14 protein-coding genes are annotated in these 15,511 nt (G+C 42.9%); 5 read left to right on the top strand and 9 right to left on the bottom strand.

Annotated elements, in window-relative coordinates:
• Positions 1 to 62: 62 nt before the first annotated feature.
• The 5 genes from NST58_RS01150 to NST58_RS01130 all read right to left on the bottom strand — a co-directional run bounded on the left by NST58_RS01150 (position 63) and on the right by NST58_RS01130 (position 5,795).
• Complete coding sequence (locus NST58_RS01150; RefSeq protein WP_248549194.1) at positions 63 to 473, bottom strand: hypothetical protein; 411 nt, start codon at positions 471 to 473, stop codon at positions 63 to 65.
• Entirely contained in the window at positions 466 to 915 is a 450-nt protein-coding gene (locus tag NST58_RS01145; RefSeq protein ID WP_248549195.1) for a LytTR family DNA-binding domain-containing protein, read from the bottom strand. The genes NST58_RS01150 and NST58_RS01145 overlap by 8 nt, the downstream gene beginning before the upstream one ends.
• Before the next feature lie 208 nt (positions 916 to 1,123).
• Positions 1,124 to 3,709 (bottom strand): metallophosphoesterase, encoded by a 2,586-nt coding sequence (locus NST58_RS01140; RefSeq protein ID WP_339245729.1) that lies wholly within the window; start codon positions 3,707 to 3,709, stop codon positions 1,124 to 1,126.
• A gap of 3 nt (positions 3,710 to 3,712) precedes the next feature.
• Complete coding sequence (locus NST58_RS01135; RefSeq protein WP_339245727.1) at positions 3,713 to 4,978, bottom strand: class I SAM-dependent methyltransferase; 1,266 nt, start codon at positions 4,976 to 4,978, stop codon at positions 3,713 to 3,715.
• A gap of 25 nt (positions 4,979 to 5,003) precedes the next feature.
• Positions 5,004 to 5,795, bottom strand: a complete 792-nt coding sequence (locus tag NST58_RS01130; protein WP_076126909.1) for a nucleotidyltransferase domain-containing protein — start codon at positions 5,793 to 5,795, stop codon at positions 5,004 to 5,006.
• A 229-nt stretch (positions 5,796 to 6,024) separates the two neighbouring features.
• On the opposite strand from NST58_RS01130, the gene NST58_RS01125 reads away from it, so the two are divergent.
• The 3 genes from NST58_RS01125 to NST58_RS01115 all read left to right on the top strand — a co-directional run bounded on the left by NST58_RS01125 (position 6,025) and on the right by NST58_RS01115 (position 8,544).
• The gene (locus tag NST58_RS01125; RefSeq protein WP_339245724.1) at positions 6,025 to 7,338 is read left to right on the top strand and encodes a WYL domain-containing protein; all 1,314 of its coding nucleotides are present in this window, start codon (positions 6,025 to 6,027) and stop codon (positions 7,336 to 7,338) included.
• The gene (locus NST58_RS01120; RefSeq protein WP_339245722.1) at positions 7,325 to 8,122 is read left to right on the top strand and encodes a WYL domain-containing protein; all 798 of its coding nucleotides are present in this window, start codon (positions 7,325 to 7,327) and stop codon (positions 8,120 to 8,122) included. The genes NST58_RS01125 and NST58_RS01120 overlap by 14 nt, the downstream gene beginning before the upstream one ends.
• A gap of 200 nt (positions 8,123 to 8,322) precedes the next feature.
• Positions 8,323 to 8,544 (top strand): helix-turn-helix transcriptional regulator, encoded by a 222-nt coding sequence (locus NST58_RS01115; RefSeq protein WP_076126905.1) that lies wholly within the window; start codon positions 8,323 to 8,325, stop codon positions 8,542 to 8,544.
• A 143-nt stretch (positions 8,545 to 8,687) separates the two neighbouring features.
• Here NST58_RS01115 and NST58_RS01110 read toward each other — a convergent pair whose 3' ends face one another.
• Positions 8,688 to 10,823, bottom strand: coding sequence for a pectate lyase (locus NST58_RS01110; protein ID WP_339245719.1), 2,136 nt, complete (start codon positions 10,821 to 10,823; stop codon positions 8,688 to 8,690).
• 345 nt (positions 10,824 to 11,168) lie between these two features.
• On the opposite strand from NST58_RS01110, the gene NST58_RS01105 reads away from it, so the two are divergent.
• Positions 11,169 to 11,345 carry a hypothetical protein gene (locus tag NST58_RS01105; RefSeq protein ID WP_175618987.1) on the top strand — a complete coding sequence of 59 codons (177 nt, stop codon included), beginning with the start codon at positions 11,169 to 11,171 and terminating at the stop codon, positions 11,343 to 11,345.
• Between the two features lie 101 nt (positions 11,346 to 11,446).
• Here the strand turns inward: NST58_RS01105 and NST58_RS01100 are convergent, their stop codons facing one another.
• The 3 genes from NST58_RS01100 to NST58_RS01090 all read right to left on the bottom strand — a co-directional run bounded on the left by NST58_RS01100 (position 11,447) and on the right by NST58_RS01090 (position 14,734).
• Positions 11,447 to 13,267 (bottom strand): cyclic nucleotide-binding domain-containing protein, encoded by a 1,821-nt coding sequence (locus tag NST58_RS01100; RefSeq protein ID WP_339245716.1) that lies wholly within the window; start codon positions 13,265 to 13,267, stop codon positions 11,447 to 11,449.
• Positions 13,268 to 13,279: 12 nt separating this feature from the next.
• Positions 13,280 to 13,903, bottom strand: a complete 624-nt coding sequence (locus NST58_RS01095) for a hypothetical protein (protein ID WP_076219839.1) — start codon at positions 13,901 to 13,903, stop codon at positions 13,280 to 13,282.
• Between the two features lie 147 nt (positions 13,904 to 14,050).
• Positions 14,051 to 14,734 (bottom strand): Crp/Fnr family transcriptional regulator, encoded by a 684-nt coding sequence (locus tag NST58_RS01090; protein WP_076275899.1) that lies wholly within the window; start codon positions 14,732 to 14,734, stop codon positions 14,051 to 14,053.
• Positions 14,735 to 14,989: 255 nt separating this feature from the next.
• Here NST58_RS01090 and NST58_RS01085 point away from each other — a divergent pair, with 255 nt between their 5' ends.
• Positions 14,990 to 15,466 (top strand): DinB family protein, encoded by a 477-nt coding sequence (locus NST58_RS01085; protein ID WP_312151702.1) that lies wholly within the window; start codon positions 14,990 to 14,992, stop codon positions 15,464 to 15,466.
• Positions 15,467 to 15,511: the final 45 nt, after the last annotated feature.

Genomic DNA, 15,511 nt, shown 5'->3' with positions numbered 1-15,511 from the left:
AGGAATAGATAGGAGGACGGACCGATAAGGTGCGTCCTCCTGTTTTTACAATTAGAACGAGGTTATTTCAAAATTTTATTTAACTCCTCAGCTTGTTTCCTGCTATTAATTCTGGCGTAGAAATAGAAAGCTATAGTGTGCAGTATAACCGATAACAACAACATTCCAGGCAACCAGGGGCTTATGAAGTTGAACATTTCTTTTGAGAATAACCACACCATTCCCATTCCACCAAATATACTGAAGGTCGAAGAAATCAGAATATTCCAAAGCGGTCTTAACGTGAAATAGTTCCACAACACATTGTACATCACTCCGAATATCCCCGCGGAAATAATGGCGATACCTGCAATACGCCATAGATATAGCATATCAATAGGTTGATCCTTGAAAAACACAGTTAACAGTAGCGTTATCCATAAAGAAGTTAAAGTGAACACCTGAAAAAATGAATTTTTTAATTGATTAACCATGATAGTTCCTCCTGAAATTTTTAATATAATAGCGGCTGACAAAATAACAAGAACCATTCGTCAAAATCACTCTTATTCTTGCATTATCCGTTGCTGAGAACTCTTTTATGTAGCTGGTGTTGATTATGGTCTGATTATTAATTTTTATAAACTGAGGTGAATTCAGAACTTCCTCAACAAATTTCAATCGTGTATTAAGAAGAAACATTTCTCCCGTAATTACACGTACACTGCACATACGGCCTTCCGGCTCTATGACCGCGATTGAGCTGGATACAATCGAGACATTGCGATCATTTTTGGCGTTGATGACCATGATCCGTTTCTCCGATGTTTGAATGGCTACTTCGATATTTGCCCAATGTTCCTTTTCAGCCGGGTGGGTTGTTACTTTCGTAGTACCCCGGTCCATTTCTATGTCCTCTTCAAAAATGATTTCCAAGTTGTGCTTCCTCCTCTCAGGTTTCATATTATTATCAAAAAAGGCCTATGACCACTATCTTACGTTTTCTTGCATTAATTTGTCTGTTTGTTGCAAGATAGCTGTTTCCGCTTCCTCCCCGAACGAAAAAAGACTGCCGGGACCTTCCCGACAGCCTGAACTCATTCTCATAATTGGCAAACCAAGTTTCTTCGCCTGTAACAATCCTCTACAACCTCGGGTCGATCTCTTTCTCTTTCGTTACCTCGAATAACAGGTTTGCTGCAATTTGCTTGTAGTCCTCGTTGTCAGACGAGATCTCATCCAGCTTCACTTCTAGCATTTGTCTGCCCAGCCGGTGTTCGATTAAGGACGTCCGAAGCTTAGGAGCGATATTCTTCTGTTTCATCAGCTTGGCATACTTATGTGGAAACTTGTAGTCGTACCCGTAGATGATCGACAGGTAGCCCGGATTGCGGACCTTCATGTATGGGACTACCCCCTGCTGTTCTTGCTCCGGTTTGATTACAATTCCCTCCATATGTTTCTCTACCGTTATCTTTGCGAAATACTCCTCTGCTCTGATGTAGGCATCAGGCTCTTTCAAGTCCAAAACCAGAGATTCATCATCATTTAAGAACCTGTATAATTCGGAGGTTTTACCGTCAGGTACCCGTTCAGCACCATTCTCCAGTACTTCCTTCAGGATTGCAAAAGGTTTGTACGCTAATTCTGCATCACCCGCATACAACTCCAGTTGCTGCTTGTATACTCTGTAAGCTTCCTCACGCTGGTCAAGATCTACATACGATTCTCTTATGTCACGGACATGCTTAAAAGTCTGGTAAACATGAGGCCCATAGTTGTTGTTAAGCGCCTCTTTCGACATATGGTGCTGGTCTTGTTCAAACCCGCTTGCTTCAAAATCCTGTATCAGTTTACCCAGTGACTCCTCAAATCCATATTGTCTTAAGAAATCCAGCTCTGTCTCCAGCGCCTTGCTAATCGGCCGGAACTGACGCTCAATTAACCCATCCCCCAGCGCTTTCCAAGGCAGCAGCTCGCCATCCAGTAAAAGCACACGGATCCCCTGCTCAGCCATATAGGTTCCGAATCTATGCAGCAGTTGTTCGTAGATAGGCGTCAGATCGACCGCCTTAACCTTGTAGCCGTTCCGGCTAATTGCGTAACACTGCTCTATATCCCGGTAAAGGTACACACTACAGCGTGATCCCATATATTTAGGCTGCAGGACGACTTCAGATATACGACGCTCGGCAAAATAATCCAACCCTTTTCGCAGAGACTCAAGCTCACCGGCAGCCATATCCTTATCCGCAGGTGACATCGTCCCGGAGATGAAGTTGACCCGGTTCTGCGAGGAATACTGCAGTCTGCGCACAGACTCGTAATCAAGCTCTAACAAGGATACGGTTTGCTGTTCCCGGAACAGGATAGGTAGCTCTTCGTGCACCGTAGTCACATGCGATTTTTGACTTTTATAGAAAGGTTTAAACGACATGCGAACAGAAGTTAGTTCATTACCCTGCGCACTCCCTGTGTCGAGGTGGAGTTTGTTTTTGATCCGAAAAGTCTGCTTGGCTGCAATATGTCCGAAGAGATGAAAGGGGTGATTACTCACAGCCTCTTGCTTTAGGAAATCAAGCTGTTCCTCAAAGGAAACCTCACGATCCAGCCGAAAGTTACGCTGATGGCGTAGTGAATTCGTATCCAGCTTACCAATGTACTTATTACGGCAAGGAGCATGAGTAACATAAAAAGAAGGACCTTGCATACCTATATAGCGGTAAAAGGGCTGAGATTGCTCCACTAAAGCCGAAAATTTACTAAAAAGCGCGGTATCCTCCTTAAGCACTTGGGTGGAATCAAAGTACGTTCTTAGCAGTTCCGGATCGGTTCCTTGAATCTCACCCTTTACGTACTTGTATACAAAGTTCTCGTGATTGCCCATAACAAATAGGAAATGCTCGCGGTTATCAAATAAGAACTCAATCGTCTCCCGTGTCTTTTTGCCCTTATCAATCCAGTCACCAGCAAGAATGACTCGTGTGTTACTGAGCTTATCTGTTGCACTTAACTTACCTTCGTGCACCCTGTAGCCGTAATTACGTAATAGTCCCTGAAGCTCTTCGACGCACTCATGAACATCCCCAACCACAATATACTCTTGTGCTTGTAGAAGTACCGTAGATGCGTAAGTATCCCAATCCTGTATAATCACCCGGTAGTCCGGGTTAGGTATCCCTTCACCCTCGAGAATAAAATCTTTAGCACGCACTTTATGAATCTTGTTGTAACCTTCCCGTGACAGAACAGGCAGGACTTCTTTTCTCAGCCGGTTTAAATGATTGGAGATCAGCTTCTTCGAGCGCTCCGAGACGTAGTAATCCTCCCGTTTGCGGTAATCAAACAGAATAACCTCCAGATTATAATTATTTTGCCCGGCGATCTCACGGACTTTACTACGGTAATCTTCGGATAGCCCAATGGTATCCATCACCACAAACTCCGCATTAATCGGAAAAGAAGTGACTAACTTCAATCTCTCAAACAATAATTGAAAGGTATGCGAACTCGCCTCCAGCATAACCTGATCATACTTATCATAGCCGTAGCCCAATATCTCCTGGCGGATACTATCCGAGGATAAATACTGCACATTCGTACGTAAACCTTTGGAGGCATCCTCTAGTTTTAACTGCGGGATCAGAACTTCTTTAGCAAAAGTTGATTTCCCGCATTCCGTTGCTCCTACAAGCAGAAATATGGTATGTACACGCGTTTGAATTTCCACTGTCTACTCCTCCTTTCTTCGCACAATAGCGCATTGCGTCGTACGGATCTCGCCAACCCGGTCACCAACCATCAAATATTCAACCTCGACTGCTAAACCTTGAACCGTATCCAAAACCCATTGCACGAACGCTTCCTGTCCCATTTCCCACTTGTGATCTTCATGCCGGAATCCTTCCAGCTCATAGTAACGATTGAAATCAGCATTTGGTGTCGTCACAATAAGCTGTTGAAAATTCACATTACCGATTATTTGCTGAATAAGCTCTGCCGCTTCACCCTCACTCATGTGCTCTACAACTTCTGTTAGAATCACATCAACCTGCTCCCCATTGTACGACTCCAGAAAATGGTCCAGTGAGCCAAAGGTTGCAATGTTATCAATGTCCTTAGCTTTCGCTTTCCGATTCACAACCTCCAGCAACGCCTCGGCTATATCTACCGCATAATAGGTGCTCTCTATTTTTCCGGCAAACGGAATTGCATAGAAACCTTCTCCGCAGCCGATGTCCAGAATCGGCTTATTGAATGGAAGCACACTCGAAATAAAAGTACGCCGCTGCATCGCAGTACCGCCATACTCCAGCCCAATAGAATACTGGTCTGTTTGTTCGATGGAGGCTTTATATCGCTTGAACCGTTCCTTAGAGGTAAGGAAATTCCTTGCAAATAGACTTCTTATATAAAAAGGTGCATCAATGACGTTAAGGCTGCGGATATATTTATCCAAAATAGCATCCGAAATATCTATGTACTCATCCCCAAATATGGATAAGAACAAGGACAGCACACCAACAACATGTAAGAGGTGATACAAGCTTTTATGTGTGGTAATCGTCAGGGAATAGCTCTTATGTGCCTGGTGCTGCAAGGAGAAGGTATAGCCCTTTAAATGCTTTTGGAAAAATTCAATATAGTGTATCCGCTCAACCTGAACCATATTGATGAAAAAAGAATGCTCATATCCTTCCGCATCCCGTTCATCCTGGGATTTAAAGGGTGTAGAGAAAAACTCATTGACCGCATTAAGCGGAAATAGAGGTGTATTAAACCGGGAGACATTTAGATACTCAAAGCTCTCGCTTCCGTTCTGCTTGTAGGATATATCGTTATCTGCGTCCTTAAAATAAACGTTATAAGTTGCCTCATCAGAATACCATCCATAAGCCAATCCCTGACGAACCGGACGAAGCTGCATACCTGTCACTGGATTTTTTTTAATTAAAAAAGTGAATTTTGGATTCGTAGATTTCAGTTGTACAATAGCCACTACCATCTTCCTCCTATCAATCTTTCTATAGGGCCCGTCCCCATACTTCCTGTAAAGCTTCTCGAAATAGAGCATCCAGCTGATGATCTCTGTTGTTCTCCTTAGCATTCAAGGACGCCGCCACCTTATCCAACACTTGGAACTGTTCTTCTAAATAATCGTTAATCGCGGTTAGCTGCGGCTCGTAGTCTAGTTCCTCACCGGATTTTTTTCGTGCCAGCAATTGCTGAATCACCTGCCACAGCTCTTCATCCTGCGGAATAAGCCGCTCTACCAGTACATCGAACTCCATCGGCGGCATCTCTCCATATCGGTGAGTCCATTCACAGGCTAGAACGGGACGAAGTACATAAAAGTACTTTTTGATCTTGACCTGTTCGCCTTGCAAATAATCACGGTAGTTCCCTCTTGCCATGTTTAAGTAATGGTACATACAAGACTTCGGTGAAAATGTGTACGGGGAAATGCTTCTAAGCTTCTCTGCTGTACTGTACTTTTCTGCATATTGAATGGGTGATTGCAGCCACTCCAGCAGCGGTGGATTAGACTTCCGAAATAAATTCAGTGCTTTCCGCAAATCCCAGCCATTGATATCAAGCATATTGTTAATAGGACGCTCGATCACATCCCGCTTATCAAAAATAGATAGATACCATTCCGGTTTATGCAGATAAATAAATCTCACATCATAATCACTGTCCTGCGATGGGAATCCCCACGCCCGGCTGCCTGATTCGCAGGCATACAATATTGTAACTTGCTCCTCCTGTTCAATCTGTTCCAGCTGCTCACGGATAAGCTTGTTTATAGGATCCATCTTCATCCCTCCAGATCGGTTACTTCCCTATTCTCTACCCTTGTTACTATTCGAACGCCTCATCAGAATTGCTTCGGCTTCATGGATCTATCTTCGCTCATCTTCCCTGTAACGAACAGGGCGGAAGTATGGCGGCGGCCAAAAACACTTCCATTTTATTCAACTCTGGTGCTTAATATAATGAGTACTACTATTTTTAATGGATTCGCTACAGGCTGGAGGGATACAAATGGCCCGGGAAAGTTTTGATAAGGAGATTCAATTTCTTCGCATGCTCTCTTTAGCGGGGGGAGCTTACAGCAGACAACAATTCGCCGATCGTCTCGGCATTTCTGTACATACCTATGACAAAACGCTGCGCAACCTGAAGGGCATGGTAACCGTCTTACAACAGGACCTGTCTACAGAACAAGGAACAGAACTCTCTGAGTGGCTCCGCTATAACTACTATGAATCTGCCGACCCGCTGCTCCTGTTCTTGTTCCGGGCGAAGTCGCTTAAGGAAACGGAGAGCATCCGGCTTACTCTACTATTAACTGCGCTCCAGACTCAGGAGCTAACAGCTAAAGATCTACAGGATGTCTGCAGTGAGCAAATGCCAACCCATTATCCAATGCCCGATGAGAAGACCATCCGTGGAGATCTGAAATACCTTGAGGAAGTTGGCGTTATTCTTCGTGTAAACGAAGGCCGCCCTTATCGATACAAGGCTGCTAACGATCTGATTGATCAATTATCCGGCGATCAGCTCTTGGATCTTTACGACTATGTTGATGTCATCGCCAACACGCAAACTCCGTCTGTGCAAGGTTACCTGCTGCGCGACACCTTAAAAAAGGTTCTGCGGAAGCGGGGTTATACCCTCGAAGCTACGGAAACTCATAGATACAAATATAATTATCATTCACGTATTCTTGATGAGGCACACCTATATACGATATTTGCAGCGATTCAGCAGCGAAAAAAAATCAAGTTTCTATATCTATCCCCTAAAAAGGGCAAAAACTACGCCTCTCAGAATACCAATCCTCTCTTTGAGCGGGAAACAAGGGGCGTCACAGAAACTGTTCTTCCGCTCCGCGTCATCTATGACCATCAATATGGGCGCTGGTATTTAATCGGACATAATTCACGTATGGGCATCATGAAATTCCGAATGGAGGGCCTTACTCAAATTGAGGAGGGCGACACTGTGGAAGAAGCAGAGTTTGCTCTGAAACTCAGCAATCTAGAAGAACAGATGACAAACAGCTGGGTTATAGATACCACCCGTGCGATTAAAGTGGTGGCAAGATTTTATAACCCCAATCGCCCGGGTGTTAATTTTATTCGGGAGCGGGTTGAAGCGCAGGGACAGTGGGGAGAAATTACGGAAGAGTCCGATTCTACATTCCTTTATGAGATCACAGTGAATGGTATTTATGAAATTAAGCCGTGGTTACGAAGCTTTGGTTCAAGCTGCGAGGTATTAGAACCCCCTTGGCTGCGTAAGCAATTTATCGCGGAGTGGAAGGAGATTCACAGCTATTATGAATCCATTTGAGAAAATATTTAACTTCCAAATCATTTCACGCCTCGACGAAGTGGGTTCATTAGCGCTGACCTCCCAGGAACGTTCCTGGCTGAAAACCATGTTAATGCACCCGGCCTCAGAAGCAGCTTTTACACTGGATACCTTAAGTAATTTGAACGCCATATTGGAGGCAGAAGCGTCCACAGAAGTGCGGCAAATTATTATGGAGAAAGCTAAAAGCAAAGAGCGGCAGGTCTATCATCCAATGCTTCGTACACTCCGCCGTATAATCATGCAGAATCAAGCGATCCTTATTACTTTCCATATTAAGCATGGAGGCCAACGAACTGACCAAACCGGGTTCCCTCATAAGCTGGAATACAACATGTATAAGCGGGAGTGGTATCTGCAATGGTACAGCACCCGGCAACGTTCTCTTATGTCCACTAAACTAAAAAACATTATTTCTGTTGAAGTAGCTCCCTTCCCTGCCAAACGGATTAATGATTTAAAAGCAAGGATAATACGATTATTAGAGGATCAGAAGGAATGTGCATGTATTCAAGTCATCCCCACCTTTAATGCTGAGCTATCACGAATTCTGTACGCCTTTTCCTGTTTTGATAAATCCGTGTCCTTTGATGAAAATTCGGGTATCTATCGAATCAAAGTCATCTACATGAGAGACGATAGCGAATTCCTATTGTCCAAAATCCGTTTTCTTGGCCTCCGCGTAAAAATCGTCGAGGGTGAGCATCTTAAGCGGCGCATGCTGAAATCCGCAGCTATGGCGATTGACCGGTATGGGGAATAACCGAGAATTAGTATAAGCTGGTCAACTATCCTGAAGCGCTGAAACGTGCTTATATAGTAAAGTAAAAGACACGGTTAAGATGTCTTTTACTTTACTTACAGCAGCTTTCTTAAAAACTGAGAGGTTTATTCTCATGAAAAGAAAAGCCGTCTTATGCATATAGTCAAGATGAAAACTCAGAGTTAGTGAGGGGATTAGAAGTGGGAAAGAGAGTTATAGTAAAAATATCAGAATTGACCAAAAAACATAAGATTTCCCTACGAGAATTGTCCAGAATATCCGATGTCCGACATGCCGCATTAAGTGAGTTAGCTAATGGAAAAAGGGAGAATATTAACTTTAGTCATATAGGCAAAATTGCAGAAGCTTTAAATATTGAGGATATTCGTGAGATTATTGATTTGGTTGATGATAAAGATTAATCAAATCAACACAAAATTAATAGTTTTTGAATCGACAATAACTCAAGTAATAAGATCATAAGAAAAAGCAAAGAAAAGCGACCCCTACAGGTCGCTTTTCTGCGTTTCTGATACTCCATATTAAAGTAGAGGCAGCCATTCCCCTATTCCAGCTTCATATAGTACAGATTCGCCGTACTATCTTTTGTAATGGTATGTGCACCTGCGGCAAGAGAGACAGTGGCAATGCCATTGGTTGTAGGATAACTTGTTCCATCCACTTTGATTTTCGTTCCCTCTGTGTTGAACACTAGGGTTAGCGTTGAAGCTTTAGCAGCAGTGAATTGAATGCTGGTAACACTCTCGATTTTTAGACATTGGGTTAGGGTTAAACCCTGATAGGCCACAGTTCCCTTACTTGTTGAGAGATTGCCTTGAATATTGAAGAAGCTGCTTGTTGTTCCATCCGTAGTAAAGTTGTGAACGTTTGCTCCCGCTGTCGGCACTGGCGTTGTCGTCGGTGCTGGAGTCGCTGTTGGAGCTGGGGTCGCTGTTGGCACAGGAGTTACTGTTGGCGTAGGTGTTACTGATGGAGTCGGAGTCGGGTTCGTTGGGTTTGAATTCCCCCCTACAGAGACAAGTCCCGTTGTGTAGCTTCTGATTGCAGACATCAGCGCTGTATTCAACGCATACGAAACGTCATCCACTGAATCATTAAATTCCCATGTGAAGTCTCCGCCATTCAGACGTCCGGCTTTTGCCATAACAATCTGTTCAACATTGCTTACGTTATCAATATTAGATACGTTCACTCCTGTATTTACGCTCGTGTCGAAGTTGTTATAGGCTGTTCCGCCTTTTAATGCTTTGTATGAGCTTGGGACGGTTTCATTTCTTGACGAAGCTAAGTAAGCATCAAATGAGGTAACATTAGCAGGAGCTGTCCCTGTGTTTGAATTCGCATAGATGAGACTTGAAGCCTCTACAATAAGATTGTTATAGGCTTTAATCACACCTCCATTTTCGCCTGAGAATGTGCCCTCCCCTAAAGCATCTGTACCTTGTAAGGAGATCATCATTGGAAACTTAGCATGTCTAAAATAATTAGATTCTACAAAAGCTGAAGCACCTGTAGTAACACCCACACCGTATTTGGAGATACCATCGAAAAAGTTGTTATAGATATGGACGGATGCCACTCTAATCCGCGGATGACGGGAGTCCGAATGGTCAAACCAGTTGTGGTGGAAGGTAACAAAAAATTCAGCCGGCTCACTCAAACCAACTAGCGAAGATTTTCCGGAATCCCAGTAATGGTTGTAAGAGATTGTAATATAGTTGGATCCATTTTTAAGGTCTGTGGAACCGTCGCCCTTGGCTTGGTCTGCATCGCCTCCAGCAGCTCCATAAAAAATATCATTATTATGCACCCAGACATTCATATTGCCAGAATCCATTGAAATGCCATCGTCGGGGAATAACATTACACCCAGGTTTCTTACTTCCACATTACCTACATATCTTAGAAGCATTCCCCAACCGTATGCGTAAGCATCATTTCCGATACCTTCAATAGTAATATTCATTTCCGAATAATTGTTTTTACCTTTGACTTCAAGATACCCACTGCTGTTAAGCTGTCCACTCAGATCAGCAGCTGTAACTTTTCCGATAATTCGAATCGCAAGTGGAGTTGTATCATAGCCTTTTTGTCTCAGTGCCAGAATACCGCCCAGGCCAACCCCTGTTTGTACAGCGCCGGAGCTGTTGATTTTTACACCAAGCGTTACGGTTTGCGCATTCTGAGATGTTATATACAGCACTTGAGCACCATTCTTGAGGGTTCCATTCTCATTATAAGCCCCTGATCCTGTACCATATTGCGAACTAGTCGAAAAAGCAAACCCAGAACGGTCATATGACGTTACGGATAGCGGATTTGAAACCGCACTTACCGTCCCACCCCCTGACAACGTAGCTTCAACTTTCATCACATAATTTCCGGCTGCAAGCCCTACAGCATCCGCTCTCCAGTAGGAAGGATATTTGCGGATTAACTCATTATTAATTTGTTGATACCCAGAATCCGCTGCACTTGCCAATTTAACATAAACGTTATACCCTGTCGCATTGCTTACAGGTGACCATTCCACATATGCCGTTTCATTCCAGCCTCCACTGCCTGTTACCGCAAGACCAGCAGCATGCACCACCGTATTTGTCCATCCACCTACTATTAAAGAAAGAGCAAGAGAAAACAACACAACAATACTGGTTACCTTTGCAACTCTTTTTTTCATTTTATTTCCTCCCGATTTTAATTTGTTGCAGATATACTTGTAACCGCTTGCAAAAAAAATGAAGTTTCTCTTTTCACCTCCTAAATATTTAGAAAGAGATCCTGCATCTAACCCCTGTATCCCTTCGAAAATAATACAAATTCTGGAACCAGAACACGTTCAACATATCAAAACTAAAAAAGGTTCCGAAACAATCATTTACTCATATCTCCCCTATCTAACCGTGTTCTGAGCTAATGATTATAGGACAGCGAATGGATTGTGATCATACAACACGAATAGCCACACAGTAGCCAGCACATAATAAAATTCACAACCATTAGGTAAACAAGGAGGAATTTTCAATTGAGCGCAAATAAACCAGACAAGAATCTGCTCAACACTGTAAAAGATTTGGAAGCCACGCCCGTAAACAGCCTGGAAGCCCAACAGCAGCAACAAGCCCGTAATGATCGCCGCAAGCAATCCCAGCATGACAGCGACGGCAAATTCACGGAAAATGAAACCGGGAACTTTCATTAAAGTCGGGGATAATGTTGGCATCTTTTTTTCAAGCTGCAATAACGTAAAAAGACACCCTTCAAGGTGTCTTTTCTTTTACTACCTATGGAGCCGCATCAAAATCATTTAATCCTTAGTGCCTGGCTACAACGTGTGCAGTAACGTGTACCCGGCGGAGACATTGACCCGCAGCCTTTACAATAAAGCTCCTGCGTCATAGGCTTCACTTGTTCGTCATGTCGGATCGCCTCATTCATTGTTGGATTTAACATATTCAAGGCATGGAACTCCTCTCTTCTTCCCCTACGAATGAGTAAGAACAATAAAAAGAGACCCATAATCCCGACTACGGCCATAACACCAGCCTTCATCAGCCCCGGTTCAAAGTGATAATTCCATAATGCATGCATCACAACTACTACTAAAAACATTTCAATTGCGCGTCGCCATCTTGTCCATGGCTTGACGTCCCCCAAGCTCGAATTCTTATGCATGCTACTTGCATACCATATCCCCACAGTGGCAATCGCAGTCCATGTTCCATGACCGAAGGGCGATAATAATGCTCTCATCCATAGGACAGTAAGCATCCCTATTGACGATGCCTCGTCTAGATGAACCCATCCATAAATAATACTTTCCACTGCTGCGAATCCCATGCCTGCTGCCGCACCAAACACCACTGCATCCATTAGAAATTGGATTTTCCGCGTTCGAACGAGCATCACACAAATTAATAATTTCGCAGTTTCTTCTATTAGGGCTACAGACAAAGGTACGTAAAGCTGTGAAAAATCAAAAGAATTTGCTTTTACTTCAAAAAGCCATATCCGCTCTAAATACCAAGCCAGAGGAATAGCCACAACCGCGGTAGACACAAAAACTATAACAAGTCTCCGCTGACGGAAGCCTATTAACTGCTGACTTCTCACAAAAGCTACGAAGGCTGCGGGACCCACCACTCCTCCAACAATCAAGGTGGCGATCTTCCACCATTGGCTATGAAGGAATAGTGCCAAGAAGGAGACTACAAGAAATCCACCTACCAGCCACAACAGCTGGTCAATCCATTTGTCTTTGGTTTTAGGTAGCGATTCCTTATCCTCGGCAATAGTTTCCTCGCCGATGGCAATTGTAACTTTCTCCAGCAGATGGGGTGTTCGTATGTTTAGAACCTTAATGAGTTGTTGACGAACCGGAGCGTAATAGTCGAGTATAGTTAAGAACTCTAACTTGCCCATGATAAGTAATTCACTATCTTCTACCGCGATCAACGTGTGCGAGGCAGCCGTGTCTGTTAGTAACTCTGTCTCTCCATAAAAATCTCCTTCTCGAAGAACAGTCTTACGCCGCTTTTGGCCACGAAGCTCGATACTCCCGCTGTTAATCATGAAAAAATGACCAATTACCGCACCTTCCACGATAATCTCTTCACCCTTCGTGACTTTCTTGATCGTTGTAATCTCTGCAAGACCCCGAAGCTCAGCATCAGGTATGACCGACCAGATTGTCGCTTTACGAAGCATACTATGGATCATTCGGATCCGTATGTTCACAAGCACACTCTCGTAAAATAATGGACTTAGGTTCGCCAAATATTCGAAGGATGGACGGTCTAGACGCAACGCCTTTACTGGCCCGATTGCCGTAACACTAGCTGATCTTTGTTCGTTCCGAATAAGACCCATCTCTCCCACTAACTCTCCCGGTCCAAGTTCAGCTAAGAGCAGTGTTTTCCCAACTAAGTTAACTGAGGTTACTTGCACCTTCCCTTGCCATAAAATGAAACAGTCCTTAGAGGTGGACGCTTCCATAAGAAGTCGTTGTCCATCCTCTAAAGACACAAGTGTTATAGCGTTAATTACATTTTGTAGCTCATCATCAGGAATACCTCGTAAAAACGGATGATCTCGTAGAAAATCAACTGCAGCTTTGGATATCATAGTTTTAACTCATCACCGCATATTCCCTATAATACTACTTCTGGAGTCTTGCATTTTTTTAATAAAATTCGTCATTACATCGAAGGCTTCGTTACGTTTATTCGTTAAACTTTGCAGGCGCAGCATGTCCATTTGCTGGCTATTACTTGCACTATCAATCTGTGACTTGATTTGCCCCAACAGCTTCTCAAGTTCCCCTTTGGTTTGCGGTATAGCCATGCCCATAGCAGTAAACATAGCACCCTTGTCATCTACCAGCTCCACAGCAGAGCCGGCCTCAGCACCAGAAGGAAGCTTCCCTAGCTCTTCATTAATAACTCCCAACAATTGATTCAGTTTTGCGATTGTTTCATTCTGGGCTTGTACAGCTGTGATTTGATCTTTTAACTGGCTCTCTAACATATTAGTACGATTCTCCTGCACAGCCATCATTGCGGTTTCAAGATCCATGCCCTGAATGTTAACCTGTGTCATCCCCTCCAAATTAACGCTACCTACCGAGTTTTGCGTGGCATTTCCATTCAGGGCATCCTTAACAGAGTTATAAACCGAATTGTTATATAACAAGGCCCCTCCTACAATGATCCCCAGTAAAAAAGTACCTGACATAGATAAAACCAATTTTTTTACACTCATTTCATTTCCCCTTTTCATTTATGGATGATCATTGTGTCATCACGATTAATAAAGCAAAATGTACGCGTTCTTTGTTAATATTGTTATATCATTTAGGGTGATTTATGGTCTGTAACCCCAATTACAAATTCAAACATTTGAACTCACTCAGATTACGTCAAGTATATTTCTAAGTCTATCTATGTTACACACAAGTATTTTCCTCTGATCAATACGTATCAACTGCTCATCCTGTAATCCAAGCAATGATTTTGTCACGGTCTCACGCGCCGTTCCTGTCATATCCGCCAGGTGTTGATGCGTTAATTTCAAATCGATTAGAACACCTTCATCAGAGGGCACTCCGTGCTGTTCTGTTAGACGCAACAACACGCGAGCAATACGCGTACGTACGTCGATAACGGTTAAGTCTGTTATTAATTTATTGGCATCCCGCAGACGATCTAATGCTGTTTCCAAAATGCCGATTAGTATTTCCGGATTACTTTTTAGTAAAGGAATGAAATCACGTTTTTTCAAAATACATAAGGTAGACTTCTCAATGGTCCTTGCAGAAGCAGAGCGCGCTCTTTCGTTTTGCAACAAAGCCATCTCTCCAAAGAAATCACCTTCTCTAAAAATAGAAAGAATTACATCCCTAGAGTGGTTATCTTGATAGATTTGAACAACTCCAGAGAGAACCAGATAAAGCTCCTCTCCCTCTTCACCCTCAAAAAAAATGGACTCTCCTTTTATATAAGTACGCTCGTTACATACCTTAGCAATTTCAGCTAAATATTCATCATCAAGATGTTCAAAGAACGGAAAATCCCGTAACAGTTGTGGGTTCATCTTCTAGAGGTTCCTCCAGTATAAGTAATAAATTTTTTAGGATTGAATCGCGAAACCTATCCTATATTGTAATGCTTTTAATTTAAGATAAATAGTGACAGCAGTCATTAAATTATGATGTGACATTTTTACATTTTATGGGTTTATGATTGAGTATATTTCACAAATTTTCCAAATGCATCATCGTAAAATGGAAGGTTTTGGTTGTTTAGGACAAGAATAAAGTTAAGATTCTAAATTTCGAGAAGTGAGTTGATGAACATGAGTGATAGGATGGTGACTGTTTTTAGAAGACAGTTTGATCCAACCGTAGAAATGTTGAAGAATCTTATCGAAGTATGTCCTGATCATTTTTGGAAGGATGCCAAGCATAAATACTGGAGGCATATATTCCATGCTACAACCAGCATGAAATTTTGGTTTAGGCAGCAGAAGGATGAAGAATTCACGATACCTGACTTCGGTAAAGATATAACAGAAGACTTAGATAAGGAGTGCTCTGACTACCCTACTAAGGAGGAAATGACGGAGTACGTAGAGGAGATATTGAGTGTAGCTCGTAATTTTTTTGCTGAACTTACTGACGGCAGATTATTGGAACCATGTGTACTATACGAAGAAATAACTAAAACTGATGTTATCCTCATGCAGATAAGGCATGTTCAACATCATATAGGTTATTGCAACAGCATATTGAATTCGAATCACCTACAAACAGCAATGTGGCTATGATAAAATAGTGACCGAAATCAGCTTCTTTACCACGAGGAGTGTTAT

Source organism: Paenibacillus sp. FSL R10-2796, from assembly GCF_037965315.1.
Lineage (GTDB): Bacteria > Bacillota > Bacilli > Paenibacillales > Paenibacillaceae > Paenibacillus_AQ > Paenibacillus_AQ odorifer.
The sequence above is the reverse complement of the archived record's forward strand: the minus strand, read 5'-3'. Positions and strand labels throughout refer to the sequence as shown.